Annotated in this window: 22 protein-coding genes; 7 read left to right on the forward strand and 15 right to left on the reverse strand. The window is 35.0% G+C overall.

What is annotated here, in order from left to right; genetic code table 11:
* The first annotated feature begins 15 nt into the window (after positions 1-15).
* Genes EDD62_RS05495 through EDD62_RS05515 form a run of 5 tightly spaced genes read left to right on the forward strand, consistent with a single transcriptional unit; the run spans position 16 to position 3474 of the window.
* Positions 16-570 (forward strand): thiamine phosphate synthase, encoded by a 555-nt coding sequence (locus tag EDD62_RS05495; RefSeq protein WP_077139749.1) that lies wholly within the window; start codon positions 16-18, stop codon positions 568-570.
* Complete coding sequence (locus tag EDD62_RS05500) at positions 548-1597, forward strand: NAD(P)/FAD-dependent oxidoreductase (RefSeq protein WP_123807856.1); 1050 nt, start codon at positions 548-550, stop codon at positions 1595-1597. The genes EDD62_RS05495 and EDD62_RS05500 overlap by 23 nt, the downstream gene beginning before the upstream one ends.
* Positions 1594-1794 (forward strand): sulfur carrier protein ThiS, encoded by a 201-nt coding sequence (gene thiS, locus EDD62_RS05505; RefSeq protein WP_123807857.1) that lies wholly within the window; start codon positions 1594-1596, stop codon positions 1792-1794. The genes EDD62_RS05500 and thiS overlap by 4 nt, the downstream gene beginning before the upstream one ends.
* Before the next feature lies 1 nt (position 1795).
* Positions 1796-2563: a thiazole synthase gene (locus EDD62_RS05510; RefSeq protein WP_123807858.1), complete on the forward strand. Its 768-nt coding sequence runs from the start codon at positions 1796-1798 to the stop codon at positions 2561-2563.
* The gene (locus EDD62_RS05515; RefSeq protein ID WP_123807859.1) at positions 2563-3474 is read left to right on the forward strand and encodes a HesA/MoeB/ThiF family protein; all 912 of its coding nucleotides are present in this window, start codon (positions 2563-2565) and stop codon (positions 3472-3474) included. The genes EDD62_RS05510 and EDD62_RS05515 overlap by 1 nt, the downstream gene beginning before the upstream one ends.
* 136 nt (positions 3475-3610) lie before the next feature.
* Here EDD62_RS05515 and EDD62_RS05520 read toward each other — a convergent pair whose 3' ends face one another.
* Together EDD62_RS05520 and EDD62_RS05525 are read right to left on the reverse strand one after the other, a co-directional pair.
* Positions 3611-4603: a lipoate--protein ligase gene (locus tag EDD62_RS05520; protein WP_123807860.1), complete on the reverse strand. Its 993-nt coding sequence runs from the start codon at positions 4601-4603 to the stop codon at positions 3611-3613.
* A gap of 9 nt (positions 4604-4612) precedes the next feature.
* Positions 4613-6046 (reverse strand): aldehyde dehydrogenase family protein, encoded by a 1434-nt coding sequence (locus tag EDD62_RS05525; protein WP_123807861.1) that lies wholly within the window; start codon positions 6044-6046, stop codon positions 4613-4615.
* Positions 6047-6473: 427 nt separating this feature from the next.
* Between EDD62_RS05525 and EDD62_RS05530 the strand changes: the two genes are divergently transcribed.
* Both EDD62_RS05530 and pnuC read left to right on the forward strand, forming a co-directional pair.
* Positions 6474-7577, forward strand: coding sequence for an AAA family ATPase (locus EDD62_RS05530; RefSeq protein ID WP_077139742.1), 1104 nt, complete (start codon positions 6474-6476; stop codon positions 7575-7577).
* A 17-nt stretch (positions 7578-7594) separates the two neighbouring features.
* Complete coding sequence (pnuC, locus tag EDD62_RS05535; RefSeq protein WP_123807862.1) at positions 7595-8350, forward strand: nicotinamide riboside transporter PnuC; 756 nt, start codon at positions 7595-7597, stop codon at positions 8348-8350.
* A 345-nt stretch (positions 8351-8695) separates the two neighbouring features.
* On the opposite strand, the gene EDD62_RS05540 is transcribed toward pnuC, so the two are convergent.
* The 13 genes from EDD62_RS05540 to EDD62_RS05600 all read right to left on the reverse strand — a co-directional run bounded on the left by EDD62_RS05540 (position 8696) and on the right by EDD62_RS05600 (position 20060).
* The gene (locus EDD62_RS05540) at positions 8696-8959 is read right to left on the reverse strand and encodes an LPXTG cell wall anchor domain-containing protein (RefSeq protein WP_123807863.1); all 264 of its coding nucleotides are present in this window, start codon (positions 8957-8959) and stop codon (positions 8696-8698) included.
* A 261-nt stretch (positions 8960-9220) separates the two neighbouring features.
* Positions 9221-10189: a hypothetical protein gene (locus tag EDD62_RS05545; RefSeq protein ID WP_123807864.1), complete on the reverse strand. Its 969-nt coding sequence runs from the start codon at positions 10187-10189 to the stop codon at positions 9221-9223.
* A 121-nt stretch (positions 10190-10310) separates the two neighbouring features.
* Positions 10311-10550 carry a hypothetical protein gene (locus EDD62_RS05550; RefSeq protein WP_123807865.1) on the reverse strand — a complete coding sequence of 80 codons (240 nt, stop codon included), beginning with the start codon at positions 10548-10550 and terminating at the stop codon, positions 10311-10313.
* A 143-nt stretch (positions 10551-10693) separates the two neighbouring features.
* Positions 10694-11224 carry an NADPH-dependent FMN reductase gene (locus tag EDD62_RS05555; protein WP_077139738.1) on the reverse strand — a complete coding sequence of 177 codons (531 nt, stop codon included), beginning with the start codon at positions 11222-11224 and terminating at the stop codon, positions 10694-10696.
* An 85-nt stretch (positions 11225-11309) separates the two neighbouring features.
* Positions 11310-11699, reverse strand: a complete 390-nt coding sequence (locus tag EDD62_RS05560) for a hypothetical protein (RefSeq protein ID WP_123807866.1) — start codon at positions 11697-11699, stop codon at positions 11310-11312.
* 10 nt (positions 11700-11709) lie between these two features.
* Positions 11710-12963, reverse strand: a complete 1254-nt coding sequence (locus EDD62_RS05565) for a hypothetical protein (protein WP_148086838.1) — start codon at positions 12961-12963, stop codon at positions 11710-11712.
* A 106-nt stretch (positions 12964-13069) separates the two neighbouring features.
* Positions 13070-14002 (reverse strand): FecCD family ABC transporter permease, encoded by a 933-nt coding sequence (locus EDD62_RS05570; protein WP_077139735.1) that lies wholly within the window; start codon positions 14000-14002, stop codon positions 13070-13072.
* On the reverse strand, positions 13989-14855 hold the full coding sequence (locus tag EDD62_RS05575) for a heme/hemin ABC transporter substrate-binding protein (protein WP_077139734.1): 867 nt from the start codon (positions 14853-14855) through the stop codon (positions 13989-13991). Before EDD62_RS05575 ends, EDD62_RS05570 begins: the two co-directional genes overlap by 14 nt.
* Positions 14856-16499 carry an arginine--tRNA ligase gene (gene argS / locus EDD62_RS05580; protein WP_123807868.1) on the reverse strand — a complete coding sequence of 548 codons (1644 nt, stop codon included), beginning with the start codon at positions 16497-16499 and terminating at the stop codon, positions 14856-14858. It abuts the gene before it with no gap.
* A complete protein-coding gene (locus EDD62_RS05585; protein WP_077139732.1) occupies positions 16499-16909 on the reverse strand; it encodes a YwiB family protein in 411 nt (136 codons plus the stop codon). Before EDD62_RS05585 ends, argS begins: the two co-directional genes overlap by 1 nt.
* A gap of 134 nt (positions 16910-17043) precedes the next feature.
* Entirely contained in the window at positions 17044-17544 is a 501-nt protein-coding gene (locus EDD62_RS05590) for a YwhD family protein (protein WP_123807869.1), read from the reverse strand.
* A gap of 5 nt (positions 17545-17549) precedes the next feature.
* Positions 17550-18848: an HD domain-containing protein gene (locus EDD62_RS05595; RefSeq protein WP_077139730.1), complete on the reverse strand. Its 1299-nt coding sequence runs from the start codon at positions 18846-18848 to the stop codon at positions 17550-17552.
* A gap of 96 nt (positions 18849-18944) precedes the next feature.
* Positions 18945-20060 (reverse strand): hypothetical protein, encoded by a 1116-nt coding sequence (locus tag EDD62_RS05600; RefSeq protein WP_123807870.1) that lies wholly within the window; start codon positions 20058-20060, stop codon positions 18945-18947.
* Position 20061 lies beyond the last annotated feature (1 nt).

Genomic DNA, 20061 nt, shown 5'->3' on the forward strand with positions numbered 1-20061 from the left:
TATAAGGATGATGATATGTTTATTGTCATAACGGAAGGTAACGGGTTACCTACACATGAACTAAAGAGAATGAATGATGTCATTGATATGGTGGATTTCTTTATTATTCGTGAACAATTCACTAATGCGTTGATTCAATCATTATCATCATTCCCAAAAGATAAACTGATTATTCATTCTAATCGTGATGCTGCACAGGCACTGAATGTCGACAGATTACATTTAAAGGATCGACCGATTGATGCGTCACTCACTAGAGATTTTATATTGAGTCAATCAATCCACGATATCAATGGAATTCATCGTGCGCATAAAGCAGGATGCCAGTTTGTATTATATAGCCCAATTTTCATAACGTCATCGAAACCAGATGTAACGCCTAAAGGGATCAATGGACTAAAAGACATTATGGATCAGTCTCCCCTTGACGTCGTTTCACTCGGTGGAGTTAATTTAAATACGATTAAACAGTTAAAAGGTATTTCTCATCATATTGCAGTGAAATCCTTTATCTTTAATGCAACGCTAAAGGAGGTGGAATTACTCTATGAACGATACACACAATTATAAAGTTGCCATCATTGGTGCTGGAATCCTTGGGTTAGCGACTGCTTACGAGCTGACTAAACGAATAAATGGTGAGGATATTATAATATTTGATCAATCATCAGCTGGGCATGGTGCGACGAGAGCATCTGGTGGCATGCTCGGTGCACAAAATGAGTTCACTGAAGATACATCATACTTCAAAGCGGCTATCCAATCACGTGAAATGTATCCAGCATGGGTTGAAGAATTGTCAGCACAAACAGGTTTAACCATTGATATTCACCATAACGGTCTCACTAAAATTGCTTCAACGACTCATGAAGAAAATCTGTTACTAGAACAGTATAACTTTCTAAAACAATCTGACATTACGGTTAAAATAACTGACTGTTTGGAAGCACCGAATGCGATGCGTGCTATCCATATCCCAAAAGATGGCGCAGTCAATGTCCATCAATTAACGGATGCACTTGTCAAAGCGATTGAGCTCAATGGTGTAACTTTAAAAGAACATACAAAGGTTGAACAGATTGACCAGTTAACAGTATATACCGAAGATGCATCATATGATGTTGACCATATAACGCTCACAGTTGGAAGTTACGGAAAGACCCTATTAAAAAATTATGCCATGGATCAATATGATACAGTTTTTGGTGAGAGTGTATTAATCAGTCATCCAACATTGAACCTGGATAAAACATTATTCCATCAAGATGGTACTTATGTCGTCCCTAAAGGGAATGAAACCTACTTAATTGGTGCAACAAGTGTTTTAGATGATACAACATTCAATTCACAGCGTGTTCAAACACTACTTGACCAAGCTGTTGCTCATTATCCAATGCTCGAAGGATATTCTATTATCGAATATCAATCAGGTCATCGTTCAAAACGTCATGGCGACGATCCTTTTTATAACTTAATACCTGGTGTTGATCATATGACGTGTGCGATTGGTCATTATCGAAATGGCATTTTGCTCGCACCATATACTGGCAAAACTTTAAGTGAAATTATATTGAAAGATTTGGAGGGAATATCATGAATATTACAATTAATGGAGATGCAATGCATTTCGAAGAAAGTTTATCGATTTCAAATGTTTTAGATCAATTAAATTTGGAAACATCACGTGTCATTGCTCAGTTAAATGATGACATTGTAAATCGCAATCAATTTGATGATGTCGTTGTACATGATGGGGATACGTTAGAACTTTTAGAATTTGTAGGAGGCGGATAATATGTTAACTATCGGGACGAAAACATTTAATTCAAGGTTATTTTTAGGTACAGGAAAATATAGTGATTATGAGACTCAATTAAAGAGTGTCGAAGCATCTGAAACTGATGTACTCACATTTGCTGTTAGAAGAATGGATATATATGATCAATCTCAACCAAACTTATTGCAGCAATTAGATTTATCAAAATATACACTATTCCCAAATACAGCCGGAGCGAAAACTGCTGATGAAGCGGTCAAGATTGCACGTCTTGCAAATGCAAGTAATCAATGTGACATGATTAAAGTTGAAGTCATCGGATGTGATAAAACATTATTACCAGATCCAATTGAAACAATTGAAGCGTGTAAAGTATTGTTAGACGAAGGTTACATTGTCTGTCCTTATGTTTCTGATGATGTCGTCCTTGCCAAACGATTAGAAGCTCTTGGCGTTCATGCGATTATGCCTGCAGCAAGTCCAATCGGCTCAGGACTTGGGATACTAAATCCAGTCAATCTGAAATTTATTATAGATCAATCTAACATTCCAGTTATCGTTGATGCAGGACTCGGAACACCAAGTGACGCTGCTTACGCTATGGAACTGGGAGCAGATGCAGTATTGTTGAATAGTGCTGTTGCACATAGTGATGATCCCGTCAGAATGGCTGAAGCATTTAAACTTGCAGTTCAATCAGGTAGATTGGCACATTTAGCGGGTAGAATTCCAAAACGCATGACTGCAAATGCATCAAGCCCATCAGAAGGATTAGAGTTTTTATAATGCTCAGTCGTGCTAAAACGTTGCTTGGAGAATCTCGGGTTGATGAATTAACTCGAATGAATATATGCCTTATAGGTATGGGAGCATTAGGGTGTGCTTATGCTGATCAACTGATTCGACTCGGCGTAAAAAATTTTATTATTGTCGATCAAGATATCGTTGAATCATCAAACCTCGGCAGACAAACACTCTATACCCATGGTGATATTCACCAGTTGAAGGTGTTTGCTGCGAGGGATAGATTGCTAAGTATCGCTCCAGATACACAAATCACCTGTTATCCAGAACATGTGACGGTAGATTCTTTGAATGATATCTTACAGGCACATCCAATTGATTTAATCATCGATGGGACAGATAATTTTCATACAAGATTTGTCATCAATCAATTATCATTAAAGTATCAAATCCCGTGGCTTTATAGTGCTTGTATTGGTCGTAAAGGTACGGTCATCCCATTCTTTAATAATGACCGGTGCTTACACTGCTTATTTGACTATGTGCCAAATACAGAAGACACATGTAGCACTGTTGGCATCATACCACCCACCGTTCAATTTGTCGTAAGCATTGGTGTACAATTGATTATTGACAATGATCACTCTGATAATATGTATTACATCGACCGGTTAAATTTGACGAAATTGCCCATACCTAACCGGAGAGAAGATTGTGTAAGTTGTCATGATGGTAACTTTAGTTATATGGAACAATCTACAGACCACATCATTAAGCGTTGTGGTGATAATATTTTCGAACTGAGTCATACGAAGATGATCCAATCCATTGAACGTCATCAAGTTGGTGATATTTGGATCACTTTATTCCCAAATGGTCGAGTCATGTGTCACGGTGCACGCAGTGGTGATGAAGCAACACGTGCATTATCATCAATAAAATCAAAAGAGTGAACATCAATTGGATGATGTTCACTCTTTTGTTTGTCATACGTGCGCGTAAATTTAATCTGCGCGCACGTATACTCTGATTATGAGCTTTTTGAAATCAAACTTGCGCGCAAATTTAATCTGCGCGCAAGTTTGATATTTAAACAAGTAAAGTTAATAATTCTTCCTGGGTTACTCTTCCGAGATAATAACTCGTATCAATCTTTTTGAGTGATTCTTCTAATGCTTGTCGGTCATGCTTGACACCGACAAGGTGTGATTCTAATTCACTAACTTCCCCAATACCGAAGAAATCACCAAAGATTGCTGCTTGTTCAATGAAGCCTTTCTTCACATCTAATCTTACGTCTAAGTAACCACCTTCGAATTTGTTATCTTTCGACCAATTATATTTAGGGCTTTTACCATAATTCCATGACCATGTTTTATACTTTTCTTCACTTAATTCACGAATATTCGCCCAATCTTTATCGGATAGTTCATATTCTTTCACTTGATCTAAACCACCAAAAATATAAGATAATATTTTCTCTTTTAGAGATTCTATTGTTAGTGGCTCATCTAAAAATTCATTAATATTCGCAACACGAGAACGAATGGACTTAATCCCTTTACTCTTAATTTTAATATCTTTTACCTGCAAAGCATTAACAACTTCTTCAATCGCTGAGTCAAGCATCAATGTACCATGACAAAACATTCTACCTTTTACACTGACCATCGCATTACCGCTGACTTTTCGTCCATTCACAACAATATCATTACGTCCACTCAGTTCAGCTGGAACACCTAAGTCATTTAATACATCGACGATTGGTTGAGTAAACTTCTTGAAATTATGAAAGCTATTCCCATCATCTTTTGTGATAAAGCTATAATTGAGATTATCTAAATCATGGTATACAGCACCACCACCTGATATTCGTCGCACAACGGTAATATTATGTTGATCGACATAACTTTGATTGACTTCTTCTATCGTATTTTGGTTCTTACCAATAATTATCGATGGTGAGTTCACATAAAATAAAAAATAGTCATCCTCATCTAATGGTACGTTGTGTAACACATACTCTTCCATCGCCAAATTGATTTGGGCATCATTAATGCCTTTATGATCTATAAACTTCATACAATTATCCTACTCTCCATCATAATATGCTGTGATACTCTTCACTTCTAAATATTCTTCAATACCATAATCTCCCCATTCACGACCGATACCTGATTGTTTATATCCACCGAATGGTAACATAGGATCTCTTGGTACACCATCAATCATCACAACACCCGTTCGAATTGAACGTGCGACATAACGTTTTTGTTCTAAATCACTCCCTTCAACATAACCGGCCAATCCATAGACTGAATCATTCGCGATTTCAATCGCTTCTTCAACATCATCATATGCAATCAAGCTCATGACAGGACCGAATATTTCCTCTTGAGCAATCGCCATTTGGTTATCCACTTTGGAAAATACTGTTGGCTTAGCATAGTAGCCCTTCTCTAGACCTTCAGGTTTACCTAATCCACCGGCGATTAATTCAGCACCTTCATCGATGCCTTTTTGGATATACTGTTGCACGGTCTCGTATTGATCAAGTGACACAAGTGGCCCCATTTCTACAGATTCATCTTTTGTATCTCCAACGACAACAGAGTCAATTTCTGTCAATACTTCTTCGACGAATGCGTCATATACTGATGATGGGACAAGTGTTCTTGTACCAGCCGAACACACTTGTCCACTATTATTCATTACATTTCTTACAGCTCTTTGAGCTGAAGCTTTCAAGTCTGCATCTTCCAAAATGACATAGGCTGATTTACCTCCAAGTTCAAGCGATACTTTCTTGAAGTCTTTCGCACAGTTTTCCATAATTTTAGAACCAGTGACACCACTTCCTGTGAAGCTCACCATCGTAACATCTTTATGTGTACTGATCGCATCACCAACTTCGCTTCCTTTACCATTGACTAGGTTGAATACACCTTTAGGCGCACCCGCCGCATCAATGATTTCAGCCAAAATTATTGCCGCCATGGGTGTGTTCAATGCTGGTTTCAATACCATCGTACACCCCGCAGCAAGCGCTGCACCAATCTTTAAAGAAGTTTGGTTCGTCGGGAAGTTCCACGGTGTAATTAACCCAACGACACCAATCGGTTCTTTCGTCACTAGATGATTCCCACGGCGCTCATCAAATTGGAAAGACTTTAAAGCATCACGAGCCGCTACGAAATGGTTCATTCCGGCTTGCCAATGAACCTCTTCAGCTTTCGTCACCGGTGAACCTAATTCTAAACGAATCGTCTCAATAATATCTTCTTTACGAGCTTCGTAGCCATCAATAATACGGTCTAAAAGCTCGACGCGATCATCAACTGACCACGTACGATACTCTATAAACGCCTCTTTCGCCGCTTCGACCGCACGATCCACATCTTCTTTAGTCCCTCGTCCAACTTGACCGAATACCTCTTCAGTTGCCGGATTAATGACATCTACCGTCTCTTGTGATATCCCATCAAGCCATTCACCATTAATGTAGTGCTTTGTATTGTTATACATCGAATCACTCCTATATTAGTCTGTATATTCATTATAATAGATTCTATTACTCTATACCCTATAACTAGCTTATAATAAACCAAAAACACGCTCTGAAGAGCGTGTTTTAAGTATAATTAAATTATTTAAGTTCAGAACGACCTGTTTTAATGGCATAGATCGTGAGGGGTACGATACATGAATACTTTTGACACTTTGTTCATCATGATTCCCCTTTTCAAATTTAGTTTTATTTTGCTTTCATTATATACTAACCATTATTTAATTCCCTTCTTTTATGGGCTAATTTTTTAAAATTTATTATTAATTTACAGTAAACATCTTGTAAATATCTTAAATTTTGAAATCGCTTTCAAAATGATATTTGGTATAATAATATTTGATATACTATAACTAGAATTAAAGTCGATATACAAAGGAGTTTATTATGAGAGATTTAGGTATATTTTTTGGAACCTTTGCGCCGTGTCATGTTGGACATTTCGAACAGATTATACGCGCTAAGCGTGAAAATAAACACGCATTCGTTATTGTTAGTGGCTACGATGGAGATCGTGGTGATCAGGCTGGTCTTCATCTTGATAATCGTGTTAAAGCAATGCGTGAATTGTTAGCAAATGATGATCATGTCACTGTGATGAAATTAGATGAAACTGACATTCCTAAGTATCCTGATGGTTGGGAGCCTTGGTTGAAAATGCTAACCGAAGCGATTGAACAAGGAATTGAAGAAAAGTCTTGGGATTATGAAGTACAGAGCTTATCTTACTACGTTGGTGAAGAAGAATATATTGAACCTTTACAACAACATTTCAACGCAACTTGGACAAACCGCACGACAACTATAACAATGGTTGATCGTAAAATACTTGGAATTAGTGGGACTGATATCCGTGAAAATCCATTATTAAACTGGGATTACGTTATGCGTCCTTTCCGTCGATTCTTTGTGAAAAACGTTTTAATTATCGGAACAGCTAGCACTGGTAAAACTACACTCGTTAGAGACTTAGCACGTCGTTATTCTACGAGTTACTCTTTAGAATATTCACGTGAATACCAAACAACTAGACAAGTGCCAGATGATGAACTTGATATTAAGGATTTACATGCAATTGGTATCGGACAATTTGAATTAAATCGAGAGCATATTCATTCACCAGGAACACGTAAAGTATTCTTTGCAGATACAGATGTGATGACAACGAAATTATATACGAAGCTTTATGCGAAAGAAGAGGAATATAAAAAAATTGAACCTGTCTTCGATTATTATATTTCATTACAAACATGGGCATTGATTATCGTTTTACCACCAGTGACTGAGTATGTCGATGATGGCTTCCGTGATATGAGGTTGAGTGACGAACAACAGCGACAAGATATGCATCAAATGTTCTTAGATGAGATTAAGGCACATGGCTTAGAAAATGTTACAAAAGTACTAGATAGCGGTGGGGATTTCTACGAAATGTATACGAAAGCACATGAATTAGTCGATGAAGTGCTTGCAGATGGTAAAGACAATTAAATTCAAGGAGAAAATCAATGAACATAATTAATGATTTTAAAGGGTTTACAAAATACGAAAAAACGTTCTTTACTTTGTTTATTTTGGCTCAAATTATTATATTCTTCTTACCTTTATTTATTGGAGAAGAAAAATCAATCGGCGTAGATGGATGGCTGAATTTAATCGCAGCGATATCAGGTGTACTCTGTGTGTTCATGGCCGCCAAAGGCCGTCTATCCACATTCTTTTATGGATTAATTCAAGTTTCAACTTACGGTTACTTAAGTTTCAAAGCACACTTTATGGGAGAAGTTGGAATGCAAGTCATCTTTGGGGTATTCCAATTCATCGGATTATATGTATGGCTCAAAAACCGCCATCTTGATCAATCAGAGAAAACTGAAGAAGTAGATTCAAGAGGGCTTTCAATGAACCAATGGGGCATTGTCATCGTCGTTACTATCGTCGTTTACGCAGCACTCGTGTTCTTATTAAGTCAATTGTCAGGCGCATTTTATTCAGAGCAACCATGGATTGATGGGGCAAGCACATCACTAAGTCTTGTCGCTCAAACATTAATGACATTAAGATTCAGTGAACAATGGTTCTTCTGGATCGTCGTCAATATCATTACAATCGTCTTATGGGTCACAAACTTAGTCCAAAGCATTCAAATGGAAGCGGTAAACTTTGGAAGCGTTGCAATGATTGTGATGTGGGTTGCTTTCTTAATTAACAGTATTTATGGATATATTCAATGGAAACAAAAAGAAGACATCCAGCCTCTTTAATTAAACACACCCAGCAGTTACAAACTGCTGGGTGTTAGTTTGTAGTTTTCATGTCATCTCTTCAATCTACCAACTATAATCACTTTTTAGTTGGTAGATCATCTTATTCTATCTCAATCTACCAACTATAATCGCTTTTTAGTTGGTAGATCATCTTATTCTATCTCAATCTACCAACTATAATCGCTTTTTAGTGGCTAGATTATCTTATTCTATCTCAATCTACCAACTATAATCGCTTTTTAGTTGCTAGATCTTCTTATTCTATCCCAATCTACCAACTATCTTTATATTTATTTTAATAAAAAAGATGGAGCATTGCTCCATCTCTAATTAATTATATAATTATTGTTGTTTTCTACGGAAGAATGTTAATGCTAAACCAATCATCGCTAAGATACCAGCAATCGTTACAGAACCATTTGATACACCATTTTTCTCAAAGTCTTCAGGATTTAACTTTACATGCTCATCTACATCAGGATCTTCTTTTGTAACCTCTTCAGAAGTTCCATCTACTTTTGTTGTCTTCTCTTCTGGTGCCATCTCAAGTAAATGATCTTGTCCATAATGATAATATAATTCTATATCATTATTATCATTTTCCATTTGCTTCAATGCATAGTTGTGTATTATAAGAGCTTTTTCTGTGTGATGTCTTCGACCAATTTCTATTGCTGATGTTTCTCCATTTTTATTATTGAAAGAATTATAAGCAACATCATAACTATCACTCTTATTATCATTTACTTCAATAAATACTTCTTAGCTAGATTATTTCTTTACCATGTAAATAGGAATTAAATGAAGTAATTTACATTAAATTTACAAAATCCTCCAACACAATGTGTTGGAGGATTCTTATATTAATTATCCATCAAATCGATCGATTGAGTGATAATCATCTTTATATATTTTTTCAGCGTCTTGATGTTCGTTGTTTGAATGACGTGAGATTGGTTGATTCTGCTTATTATGATGATAGAACGACACTAAACTTCCCATAATAAAATAACTAAACAGGCAGAACATTAAGAAAAGTAAAATCAATATGATAAAAGCTAACAATGATGTAAATGCATTTTCTTGAGCGAATAAGAATATCATCACTACATACAATATTACCGTTACAATTGAGTATGCGATAATGAATAGAATATTTTTGATGAGTAAACTCCAAATACCGACCTTCCCTTTAAAAGTTGTTTTGAACGCCGTCTTCACCTTCTCAATCGTCGGCATATTATAATTTTCTAAATATATTGCTTGCGTCATAAAGACTACTAAAGATACTAGGCAGATGACAATAATGTATAAAATATATGCAATGATATAAAACAGAATGAAGAGAAATATTCCAGCTCCAACATCATTACTAGATGGTAGTAGTGTAGCACCTAAAGCAATGAAAATCATTGCAATTAAGAAAAATAATGCAACGAGTGCCATAATTAAAATGTTACTCCATGCAAAGTTAAATAATCCTAATTTAATTAATTTGATGAAATGATCTTTATCTTTAAATGCGATGAATCCATCTTTAAAAGTAATCTGTTCCCCGCGTCCGGCTTTGATCATCCAATGATAAAGTCCGGTGAATAGCGGTGTAATAATTAAGATTGAAATAATCCCTAATACAAATAATAAAATAATATATAATACAATCGCCAGAAAGATTTTACCTGGTGTCGGTTCCCCTCCTGCAAAAACAGCAGACACAACGCCTCCAAATATCAACATCGTTATCATTGATATCATAAAGGTTAATACCATGGCGACAATGAACATCACCATACTAAATAAAATGACTTTACCATGTTGTCCTTTCGCTTGTTGCAATTAATCCTTATGTAATGCGAACATTTGTATCCCCCTTGTTATGAATATACCTACATCATATCAAAGTTTTCACAAAAAAAGGGATTTGAACATCAAAAAAAGACAACCTTTGGTTGTCTTTTTATTGTTCTTGCTGTCTATGTTGAAATTGCTTTGTTGGTTGCTTTAATGACTGAATAAATTCAATAGCATCAAAAAGTTCTGCTGCATTCATTTGACAATTCGATTGTTTCATCATATCAATAGCTTCATCAATTAATTCCGCTTCATTTTCTGATAAATTTAAATCTTGAATAATTTGTTCACTTGGCTTGTCACTCACATCATAGTCATATTGAAAACTGTTCGATTGATGCTCCACTGTAACGAAACCCCCTAGCTTAAAAGATGAGAAAATTCTCTAAATTGATTATAATACAAAACGCTAGGAATTTCTACTTTATTTTATAAACTACATATTTTACCCTAAACCTTAACTACATAATCATTTTCAATCAAATTAATTTAGTTAATACATTTATAAGCTTGATCTATTAACATATCAACCATATTGCTAATTCTCTCAATCAGTTCGTCATCGTTGATTTCATAATAACCGACTTCATTTTTCATAAAATCATTATCTGTCGTTGAAATTTGATTCGGAATCACCATTCCATGCACTCCACGAATAACCATACGTAGTTGAGTTAAAGGGTCTGTACTTCTCATCCCGCCACTATTACAGAATAGAGCAACAGGCTTCATACTAAATTCATCAAAACTTAAATGATCTAACGCATTTTTTAGAATTCCCGAATAAGACGTGTGATAGTTTGGTGTACCAATAATAATGGCATCTGCATCTTCTGCTTTACGCTTTAATAATTCAACGTCATCTGTTTTTCCTTGACCAAATAATGGCATATCTAAAGTTCTTAACATTAAATGGTCAACAGTATGTTCAGGCTTTTCGATTAATTCGTTGATTTTATCCGCTACAGCTTCTGTGTGAGAATGTCCAAATGCACTCCCAGTTAAAATTAAAATATTCATAATACACTTCCTTTTTATACATTTTCTTCATGTTGTAGTGTAACAATGAGCTTTCTTTGTATATATAGGACTTCCGTATTAAATTTTAAGATTCATTTTCTAAATATGCTCTTTTGTTTTTACGTATCATTGGATATATATTACTTGATCTTAAAATTAATATACATATTACTGAAATAATCACTTCTATTCCACCAATTAGTAGTGTTGGAGGGGTTAGAAATAGGGTATCAATGACAATAAGCAATATTGCCAAAACGTTAAGACCAACCAACTTATACTCAAGTGATTTTCGAACGTCAGCAGCCAATTCTTCACGGCCGAACTTAATATAGTCAATCGTTGATAATACGAACTGCAATACAAAAAGGAGTAGTACAACGATATATAACCATTCCATACCTTCCGACTGTTGTGCTAAATAATGAGCAAAAAATAAATAAATCGGAAACAATCCCCATACATTGTTAGACATCATATCACTCCTATTTCTCATTCATTTCTAAACTTTTAAACTCTTTCACCGAATCCATTAGCTTAAAATAAGTTAATCCTCGACTATCCACTAGAACAGGTTTCCCATTAATTTTATATATATTCAATTTAAATGTACTTGAATAAGGTGTTCCACCTTGTAAGTCACTTGCAGGCGTAAATAAAGCTTCAACATTTAAAGTATGTTCACCGTAATCTACGTCTTGAATTTCACCTTCAATACGATGAACAGCCATATTCAATCCATTAGAGATTGTATCTTCTGTAATTAATAATAACTCAGAATTTTGTTCATCTTTATTTTCACTCGTTGACCAAACTCCATAAAACTTTTTGACCTTTCCATCGTCACCAAAAATATTTGCAGTCTTTTCACGGTCAAATAATTCTCGACTCACTTTGAACTTCTTTTCGTTCTCTTTGTATGGATCTAATGATAGGCCGACAAGCTCTAAGTGTTTTGAAATCTTATTATACTCTAATAATTGTGAAATAATATAGTCTGTGCCTTTAGCAGTGAAAATTTTTTCATCGACAATGTATGTTTTGTCCTTCAATGTTTTTACACTATTGCGTTGAATTAAATCTGGCATATGTAATTTGAATGTTTCTTGATCTTTCGTTGATTTATGCTTTAAAATTGAATTTACTTTAAATTGGTCAATTAGATAATAAGATAACTTCAAGTCATCTGATAAACCTGTCAATCGATCTTCCAAAATCAATGATTCCTTTTGAATTTTTGCATCTAATACAATCGGCATGACATGAACATTTGTAAAGTTATTCTTATTCTGCCTAAAAAATAAACTCGACCCGTAATGTCGATGGACAACAATATCATCTAATTGATCCTTTGTGAAATCAGTTGGTTCTTCTAACCAATAAGGCATAATATCATATTCACGATCAAACTTCGTAATCGCACCTAATTTTTTTGCAAATATAATTTTTTCATGTTGCTTAGCAATTAAATATACATTATCCATCGCTTCTTCAGTATGAACTAACTGAACAAGAATATTATTGTCTGATGGGTTCAATTTTATTTCATTTTTTTTCTGATCAAAACTTTTTAACTTTTTGTAATCTATTTGATTTAACGTATCAATGGCTGATTGGTGATGATTATTTTCAGTTTTAATAACCTTTTTTCCTTTATCGTTATTCATTGATGATTGTTCTCGGCTACATGCCGTACAGACCATTATAAATATCAATAATATGAACATATATTTTCTCATACACTATATCCTTTTTGACATATTTTACTTGTATATTATTGTATATGATTCTAAACAATATTAATACTATTTAATGAAATAACACAACAGTTTGTATTTTAAAAGATTAACTTTTGTTAACCATCATGATAAATAATAAAGGTAATGAAAATAACATAACAGTTATCCCGACAGGTATTTGTATAGGATAAAACATAAATGCACTAACTAACTCACAACACATTAATAGCGTAGCACCCCATATAGCTGAACTATATAAATGATTATACATTGTATATGATTTCTTCCGTTGAATCATTTGAGGAACTATTATACCGATCCACCCGATGATACCTGTATATCCGATTAAAAGTGCAGTTGGAATGGTGAAAACTAGCAATGCCATTAACTTATGTAATTTGACATGGCTGATAATCGTTCTCGACTTTAAATCACCGAGTTCTAAAACAGATAACTCATACTTAAAATATCGTGCATAAATAAATAGACCAATACACAGCACAGTACTAATTAACACATGATTATAATTCATCCCACTCATAGAACCGAACATATATAGAGCAATCGACTGAATTTTAGTTGGATTAAAGATAATGAGAAGATATAATATCCCGCTTAAAGCCATTGAACATAACACGCCATATAAAATCACTGTAATACTTAATCTCCCATTGTCCAACCATGCACTTAATGTCAATATAATGACAAGTATCAATAAACCAAAAATTGCACTCATCAACGGGATAAAGATCGCAGAGCTAAAAAAGATTAGTGCACATGCTGCACCTAGAACCGCGCCAGATGATACACCGAGCGTATAACTATCTGCCAGAGCATTGTTAAGTAGTCGTTGGTAGACAACCCCTCCCATAGATAATATCGCACCAAGTAACATCGCCATCAAAATCTTCGGGAGTCTAATCGAGGTCATAATAGACCACTCTTCATTAGATATCCCATCAAAAGTATTTAAACGGATCGTTAAATACAATAAAACAATGAATACATTGAATAGTAAAAGCCAATTAAGATGCTTCATATATGTGATCTCTTAATAACTTTAATGCTTCATCAATTCTTGGGGTTGGTCTATTTAAAATATCTGGGTCTAGCACATAGACTTTATCATTTTGTACTGCCTTAATTTTTTTCAAAGCCTTGTTTCCTTGAATATCGTTCATTAAATCTTCTTCTGTTATATCAGAAGCATGCAAATATATATCTGGATTTTTTTCAATCAAACTCTCTAACGCAATCGATTGCCACCCTTTAAGGTCTTCGTATATATTTTTCGCTTTTAATTGAGCAATCATATCGTGATGTAATGTTTCACTACCAGATGTATATCGTTCAGGCTCTAAGGAAACTTCATAATACACTCTAGTCATTGTATCCGATGAAGGAATATCATCTAACACTGCTTGTACTTGTGATTTTGTCTCTTCTACTAATTGTTCTGATTTATCAGTACGATCAAAAGGCGTAGCGACTTGATTGAACGTGTCATATACTTCATCAATCGTTGTCGCATCGTCCACCGTAATGATTTCAACGCCTTCTTTTTTCAACTGATCTAATACTTTTTGTTGGGTTGGGTATGCAATTTCATGCGTTACGATGTGCGTAGGCTTCAATTTCAATAATGCCTCAGCATTTAATTCGTACGTATTAAATTGCGGGAGTGATTGAACATCTTTCGGATAGTCATCTTGATCAGTTACACCGACAACCGATGTGCCTAAATCAAGTGCATAAAGTATTTCAGTATTGCTCGGCATAAGCGAAATGATTCTATAGGATTCATCTGATGTCGTTGATTCCTTGGATGGGTTACAGCCAACAATGAACAAACAAATTAATAAGCCTATTAGATATAATCGGAACCTTCGCATTTACATTTCCTCCGGTGCTTCAATTCCTACGAGCATTAATGCATTACTCAACGTCTGACGAACCGCTTCGATCATATATATATAAGCATCTGTTAATGCTTTGTCATCTGATAATACTTTCTCCGCATTATAGAATTTATGGAATTTACTTGCTAACTCTTGTACATAATTCGTCATACGATGAGGTTCACGACGATCCGCAGCTAGCTCAATGACTTCACCGAAGTTGGCAACGGCCATCATTAAATCAATAGCTTTGTCATGCGTAATAAGGGATAAATCAACGCCTTCTTTGACCCCTTCAGATTGCTTCAAAATAGAACAAATTCTAGCATGCGCATACTGTGCATAATATACTGGATTATCATTTGATTTAGATAGTGCTAAATCTAAATCAAAATCAAAATGAGAGTCACTTGAACGCATGACTAAGAAGTATCTCGCTGCATCGACACCGACTTCTTGGACTAAGTCGCGAAGTGTATATGTCTTTCCAGTTCGTTTACTCATTTTCACTTCTTCACCGTCTTTAATTAATCGAACAACTTGCATGATGATGATCTCTAATGCTTCTTTATCGTATCCTGAAGTCTCCATGCTAGCTTTTAAACGTGCTTGATATCCATGATGATCTGCACCGAGTAAATCAATCAATTTATCATAACCACGTGACATCTTATTATTATGATATGAAATATCTGGTGTGAAATAAGTGTACGAACCATCACTTTTAATCAATACTCTATCTTTATCATCACCAAACTCTGTCGTCTTAAGCCATAACGCACCATCTTCTTCATACGTATAGCCGTTTTCTTTTAATTTCTCAACCGTTGGGTTGATCACATTGTCTTCATATAAACTTGTTTCGTAAAACCATGAATCATATTCAACTCTGAATTTTTCAAGGTCTTCTTTTAATTCATTCATTAAATATTTCACACCAATATCTTTAAACATTAATAAACGCTCAGATTCGTCCATCTCTTTGTATTCTGGATGTTCATTCGCTAATCGACGACCGAGCTCTGTAATTTCTTTACCACGGTAGCCATCTTCTGGCATCTCTTTCGACTCACCTAATGCCTCAAAGTATCTGACGTTAATTGATGTAGCTAAGTTATTGATTTGATTCCCTGCATCATTAATATAGTATTCCTTATCTACATCATACCCACCGTAGTTCATAATACGTGCCAGAGAGTCACCAACTGCCGCATTACGTGCATGTCCTATATGTAATGTTCCCGTCGGGTTCGCTGACACGAACTCAAGTAATACGCGGTCTTTATCTTGTGGTCTCTTACCATATTGTGTACCTTCTGAAATGACTGTCTTCAATACATCTTGTAAAAATGATTTATCCATTGTGAAGTTAATAAACCCTGGTCCAGCGACTGAAATTTGCTCAATATTTGCTTTATGTTGATCAATCGATTCGACAATTTTTGATGCGATATTTCTCGGGTTATCTTTTAACTGTTTTGTTAATATCATTGCGATATTCGTTGCATAATCTCCATGTGTTGGATCTTTCGGTGTTTCAATCTTAATATCATCCACTTCATCCACGTTAAATTCAGAAATAATCGTTTCTTTTAATACTAATTTTAAGTTCTCTTTTAGTTGTTCAGTATAAGTCATTATGATTGCTCCTTTAATTGAAATAATATGTGATGATTTGAAATAATTTCATCTCTTTCATATAAGTCATACTTAATCTCTATTACGCTCTCGTTCTCTCGCTGTTTTATCAACACATCATGCGTATAAATTTTAATCGGAATTTTATACGATGTATAATGATAGAACGTTTCGTAGTAATGCCCTGGTTCGAATAACAGTTTAACATTCATTTGTCCTGAACGATTCATCCTGACAGATTGATCACCTATCACAAGGACGACATCCGTAGTATCTTGATCAAGCCTTTCTTCATACTGAATAAACTTTTTTCGACCAGATTTCATCGTTGCGAAATAGTTCGATTGTTGTATCTCTTCTTCACCATCTTGCTCAATCTTTGATGTGAGCGTTAATTCAAGTTCCCTCATGACACTCGCCTCTTTAATCACTAAAACAATTACGAAAAGGTCGAATGCATACGGATGTGCACTCGACCTTATCTGTCCTAGCTAATATTATATAGCTATCTTAATTTTATAATGATTTAACTAATTAATCAATATCAATTTAATGCTTGTTTTAATTCATGAGACGCGCGTTCATACATCTCTTCATCATGGTCGATTAAAAATGTCTTAAGCAATGGTTTTAAACGCTTCGGCAGATTTTCTAAGTTTATTTGATGTTTCATCGACTGGTCCATCGCATTGACATGCTCATGCATCAATTTGTAGCCTCGTTTTTTCTCTTTATTGACTAGCATATAACAACATGTAACACCAGCATAGTATGGTCCTTCTGGGCCTCGTTCAGTCGTCACCCAGACTAGATAATATTCTAAACCACCACTCGCGGCCTCTTTATCTGCCACCCATTTGACACGCTGTTCTACCTCTGCACGAGCATGTAATCCTCCCATATCAATAAATACATCTTCATTTGCTACATCGATGAAAACCGGTGCTACGTTTTCTAAACTGATTGATCCAGCATTTGTTCCTTTATGGCCACCGAGTGGGTCGTTTTTGATAATGTTAAATTGAAATCCTTGACTCATCATAATCCTCCTTAATGTAGTTCATTGAGTAAGTTTAATATTTTAGTTTTGATTGATTCATCTTGAATGTTCATAATCTTTTCTTTCGGATAGTACAATTTGAAATCTTGTCTTTTCTTACCCGTTATTGAGTTAATGATTACCGATTGCGAACTAATTTCTTTGATTTTTTTGTTTCTTGATAATAGATGAATCGGCTTACGATTAGACTTAGAACCTGGTCTATCATAATCATACGGTAAGTCCGAATATGAATCTGAGAAGAAATAATACTCTGGATTAATTCCTGCTTGCTCAAATAACTCTGTTAATTCCATGATTGTAATTTGCGATCCATCAAATGGTAAGTATTTGAATAGGTCTCGATGAACAAAGCGTCTCGCTAAATCACTTAATATCTCATCGTCTTCCTCAATCCACTCTTGTAAATAATAATATATAACTGCTTCATCAAGACGAATATAATCTTTGACTGATACATTTTCATTGAAGAATGGTAATAAATGTTTAGGTATTGTGTTAAATGCATAGCCTTGTTGATAAAGTTGTTTCGCTCGCTTCAATACAAGATTCAAGATGACTTCTCCACCACGGCTCACCGGATGGAAATACACTTGCCAATACATTTGATAACGACTCATCAAATAGTCCTCAACTGCATGCATTCCACTTTCTTTAATGACTATCTCCTCTTCAGTCGGTCGCATCACTCTTAAAATCCGTTCCATATCGAAGCTACCGTAACTCACACCTGTATAAAAAGCATCACGCTGTAAATAATCCATACGATCAGCATCGATCTGACTTGAGATCATCGAAATCAACAATTTATCTTTATGCGTTTTATCAATAATCGATGCAACTTCAGCAGGGAAACTTTCATGAACTGTGCTCAATACACGGTTCACTTCAGTCTCTCCTATAATAATATCATTCGTAAATTGTTCGTGGTTCGTATTAAAAATTTTCTCGAAACTATGAGAAAATGGACCGTGCCCAATATCATGCAATAACGCAGCGCATAAAGCGACTAAACGGTTGTCAGAGTTCCATGTATCACGGCCTTCGAAGTTTTCGTCAATCATACGTCGCACAATTTCATAAACACCTAACGAATGGTTGAAACGACTATGTTCTGCTGTATGAAATGTTAAGTATAACGTGCCCAGTTGCTTAATTCGTCTTAACCGTTGGAATTCTTTCGTCTTAATTAAATCCCATATCACCTGGTCTCTTACATGGATATGACGATGTATTGGATCTTTGAATACTTTTTCTTCGAGCATTTTTTTATTTTTATATAATTCCATCCGCTTAAACCGTCCTATTTGTTGATAATTCAATTTTACACAGAACATCATGATTTGTAAAAAAGACACTACTTAAGTAGTGTCTCATAATACTTTTTAACCTTCAATTTTTTTAAGAATTGGTGTAGCGACTGCAGTCGATAATGTGTTAAAAATCATCCAACTCAATTTTGGTAACAGCTTCAGGTGATCGTACTTAACCATATGATACTCTAGATGTGGACGTGCTCCACGAGCCTTCTTATAATCTTTAGCTCCCGCCGAATTATTGATTAACACGTTCTGTTCATCACTATACTTAAACAATAAAGACGAAATCATAAAATATAATCCTTTAATATGGTCAACATACCCGAAGTACAATGGTGCGATTGTTTCATCATTGTTGCAAATCCCCATAAACGCAATGATTTCATCTTGATCCTTAATGCACCATATATCAATTAAGTTATTCTCATATAATGCTTCAAAGTAATACTGCGTATACATCGGATTGTATTTCGAGTATTTATTTAAATATATATCTTGATATAATAGATGCATTTTAGATAAGTCTTTACGATCTACATAATTCGAAATGGCATAACCACTTTTTTTCAACTTCTTGAAGTCTTTCTTTTTATCTTTGCGTTCGTTTTTTGTATGCTTTTCATCAGGATCGTACAAGAAAACCATCCTAGAGATTTGCTTGTTGAATGCCAATTGCTCTAACTGTTCGATATACATACCATCACGATGTTCAGTCATCGTTCTAAACATGATCATATGCTGTGGAAACTTTTCTGCCACCGCTTCAGTGATTGCTTCTATGTTTACAAATTGATAATGATCATATAAAGTCGTAGACGTAAAACTTGGATAGATTGTGACCGTCTTTAACTGTGAAAACTTTAAGATTGAACCCGCAATCTTTATCATAGCTGATCCTAATCGATGGGCTATTTTCGGCATATTCACTTTCAGAAATTCTTCTTCCGTCTCAAGGACAAATTGTCCATATAGTGAATTAATCCATGTATCATTGTAATTCCGCTGACTGACTGACACAGGTACTAATTGATCTTCAATATGAAGTACGAGTAATTCTGCACTCACGTTTTTTATACATTGATCAAGCTCATTCATCCATAATTTCAACTGTGGTTTCATCCAATGTAACTGTTTCGATACATGTTGCCACTCAATTTGTTCATACTGACTATACCACTTCATG

The organism is Abyssicoccus albus, from assembly GCF_003815035.1.
Taxonomy (GTDB): domain Bacteria; phylum Bacillota; class Bacilli; order Staphylococcales; family Abyssicoccaceae; genus Abyssicoccus; species Abyssicoccus albus.